The sequence below is a fragment of the Dietzia sp. UBA5065 genome, assembly GCA_002415925.1.
Lineage (GTDB): Bacteria > Actinomycetota > Actinomycetes > Mycobacteriales > Mycobacteriaceae > Dietzia.
In genome coordinates, this window is sequence record DIAZ01000050.1 from 1 (window position 1) to 3,187 (window position 3,187).

Consider the following 3,187-nt stretch of genomic DNA (forward strand, 5'->3'; position numbering starts at 1 on the left):
CTGGTGGTCAATCACAAGGTGGTCGATCCACGACGGGGCAGGAGTGCCTCGACGGCGACGGTGACCCGATTGCTCGACTGGGCCCCCGCGCCCGATCCCTCTCTCCGGGTGCGGCGTCACCCCGCGGATCTGGACCGGCTCGTCCACGCGTGGCGATTGTTGCGGGCGGTGGGGCACGCGGCGGAGTCCCCCGTCGGGGCGGTTCTGGGTCTCGGCTCATCGCGGGCCGTGGTGCATGAGCTGGAGCCGGTCCTCGAGGCCGCCGACCGCACTCATTCGACGCGGCTGGCGGTGGTCCGCGGTGAGCTGGACACCGCGCCGAGCCGCATCGGCGAATGCCGCACCTGCCCCTGGTGGGAGGGCTGGGAGGGTCGGGGACAGCACGTGACGGGCTGCCGCGACCGGCTGGTCATGAACGACGACGTGAGTCTGGTCGTGGGCGGTGGCCAGACGGGCCCGCTGCGAGCGCAGGGCGTGCGGACCGTGGCGGAACTGGCGGAGGCCGGGCCGGAGCGGCCACCCGACTGGAATGGTGAACCTTTTGCGGATGCGGTCCTGCGGGCCCGGGCGCATCGGGACGGCGAGACGGTGGTGCCCAAGGTGGCCCGCCCGAGCATCCTGCGTGCGGACATCGAGGTCGACGTGGACCTCGAGAGTCACCTGGACGATGGCGCCTACCTGTGGGGCGCGCTGCTCACGCTGAGGGACGGGCGCCCACTGGAGGCGGAGGGCTATAAACCGTTCGTCACATGGACCCGGTTGCCAGATCCCGACGAGGGGCGCGCCTTCGCGGAATTCTGGCGCTGGCTCACCGGGATCCGGGACAGGGCCGCAGGTCAGGGTCGCTCATTCAGGGCTTACTGCTATTCGCGGTCCGCCGAGAACGGATGGATGCTCTCGACCGCCGCCAGGTTCGGGCCCGAGGGCACCGTCGCCGTCGTCAAGGGGGTTCCCTCCGTCGCCGAAGTGCGACGGTTCATCTCCTCCTCGCAGTGGGTGGACGTCCACGAGGCGGTTACCACCCAGTTCGTCTCCACATCCGGGCTCGGTCTCAAGGTGGTGGCGCCGGTCGCGGATTTTCACTGGCGCGATCCCGAGGCCGGGGGTGAGGCGTCGGTCGGCTGGTACCGGGATGCGCAGGCCGCCCGGGGGGTCGAGCGTGAGGCGGGAAGGCAACGGATCCTGGAGTACAACGAGGACGATGTCCGGGCCACTCGCGCTGTGCGCGAGTGGATCTCCCGCTCGAGCCGGGATGGCTACTAGCTCTGAACGTTCGTCCACTTCGGATTTGGACCCCTCATGCGCGGGCATTTCGCGGTGGCCGCGCAGTGTGTTCTCGGCGGAATGATTAGAATTGTTAAATATCGCCGGAGTGCCGGTGCATCCCTCCCGAAAGGAACACTGACCCATGACGAGTCACATCCGCGCCGCTGCAGCCCTCGCCGTCTCTGCTCTCGCCCTGACCGGCGGAGTGGGTCTGGCACACGCTCAGTCCTCCGCCCTCGGCTCGGCCGAGGAGGGGACGGGGGAGGTCGGCCCCGGATCGATCGACACCTCGGGCTCCGCATTGCTCGGCGAGCCGACCTTCGGCAGCCTCGCCCCGGTCGTGTCGCAGGGCGTGGGCTCGGTCAACGCGGCAGCGGGTTCCGACGCCGTGAGTCCCGCGCCGGGTACCGGCTCCGTGGACACCACCGGTTCCCTCCTCGGCGAGCCCACCTCAGGCTCCCTGGTGCCGGCCGTGGCGTCGGTCGGTGACGCACTGGGCTCCGATGGGGGTCCGGCAATCGTCATCGGCTCCGATGGCGGTACGGATTCGCTTGGTGGATCCGGTTCGCTCGGGCCGGTGCTGCTGGTCGGCGGCTCCGCCGCTGTCATCGGGGCGGGAATCTACTTCGCGCCGCAGATCGAGCAGGCTCTGACGGACGCGGGAATCGTGCTGCCGCCGCTGCCCCAGTTCTGATCCTCCGGGGCCTCCTCCGCCCCGTACTGTTTCCGCTCTCGAGGCCCGCTCCCGACGCCGGGGGTGGGCCTCGAGGCATCGGCGGTGGTGTAATCACGGGAAGAAGCGTGACCGGACCCGGCCGGACGAGGCCAGAATCGCAGGCCGAGAATAGTTCTCGGGCCAGATTATAACTAAGAATTAACTAAGTTTTCTCCGTTGACGTCCTGAGTGCACCGATAGAGTGCGGGTAGGGCGGTCGAAGCGGTTTCTCCATAACACTGTTTTGACGCCGTCAAACCCCGCCCGGGGTGGTTCGGCCACGAGCCTCCGCGCCTGGGAACCTTTTCCACACGAGGAGACGAAGAAATGACGTTCACGACCCGCAAGGTGGCCGCCGTCGCTGCCGCCACCGCTCTGGCCATCTCGGGCGCCACCGGCGTCGCCAACGCGCAGAGCGAGGGCAGCCTGGACGCCGGCAGCCTGACCGGCGGCTCAGGCGAGCTGAGCTCCGGCAGCGAGGGCTCCGGCGACTCGGCCGGCAACGGTTCGGTCCCGGAGGACCTGGGCTCGCTTATCCTGGACGGCGATGCCACCGGCAACGGCTCCCTCGATACCGAGGGTTCCCTGATCGGCGAGCCGACCACCGGCTCGCTCTCGGGCTCCTTGTCCGAGGCGATCGCCTCCTCCGGCGTCAACTCGCTCAGCCCGGCACCCGGCACGGGCTCCATCACCACCACTGATTCGCTTCTGGGGGAGCCCACCACCGGTTCGCTGGCCCCGATCTACGCTCCTATCGCGGGCTCGCTCGGCATCGGCGAGGGAGCCACCACCGTTCTCGGTTCGATGGAGGGATCCCTCGGTGCCGGCTCGCTCCCCGGCGGCACCGGCTCGCTCGTTCCCGCCACCCTGGGTCTCGGATCCGTCGCGGTGATCGGTGCGGGCATCTACTTCGCGCCGCAGATCTACGCGGCCATCACCGCGGCCGGCATCGCGCTGCCGCCGCTGCCGTAGGCCCCGGCCGACACGAGTGAGGCCCGCCCCAGACGGGGCGGGCCTCACTCGTGTCACCGGAAGTCCCGGCGACGGGAACGCTCGGTCCGGCCGGACGTCCGGTCTAGCGCGGCGCCATGCGCAGGGCGCCGTCCATGCGGATCGACTCGCCGTTGAGGTAGTCGTGCTCGACGATCGCGTTGGCGAGCTGGGCGTAGTCCGACGGGCGGCCCAGGCGCGACGGGAACGGGATCG

At 69.7% G+C, this 3,187-nt stretch carries 3 protein-coding genes and 1 pseudogene; 3 read left to right on the forward strand and 1 reads right to left on the reverse strand.

The annotated features are described in order from the left end of the window. The 3 genes from B4M60_RS03685 to B4M60_RS03695 form a co-directional block, all read left to right on the forward strand. Nucleotides 1–1,263 (forward strand): TM0106 family RecB-like putative nuclease (locus B4M60_RS03685; protein WP_291080393.1); only part of this gene is annotated, 1,263 nt, incomplete at its 5' end. Between the two features lie 145 nt (nt 1,264–1,408). Then, entirely contained in the window at nt 1,409–1,960 is a 552-nt protein-coding gene (locus B4M60_RS03690) for a hypothetical protein (protein ID WP_070720789.1), read from the forward strand. Nucleotides 1,961–2,308: 348 nt separating this feature from the next. Further along, nucleotides 2,309–2,953, forward strand: a complete 645-nt coding sequence (locus tag B4M60_RS03695; RefSeq protein ID WP_291080397.1) for a hypothetical protein — start codon at nt 2,309–2,311, stop codon at nt 2,951–2,953. 103 nt (nt 2,954–3,056) lie between these two features. Here the strand turns inward: B4M60_RS03695 and B4M60_RS03700 are convergent. Continuing rightward, a pseudogene (locus B4M60_RS03700) lies at nt 3,057–3,187 on the reverse strand (3-hydroxyacyl-CoA dehydrogenase); the annotation flags it as partial.

Coding starts and splice junctions, on each gene's coding strand:
- B4M60_RS03690 (WP_070720789.1), top strand. CDS start 1,409: ATGACGAGTCACATCCGCGCCGCTGCAGCCCTCGCCGTCTCTGCTCTC.
- B4M60_RS03695 (WP_291080397.1), top strand. CDS start 2,309: ATGACGTTCACGACCCGCAAGGTGGCCGCCGTCGCTGCCGCCACCGCT.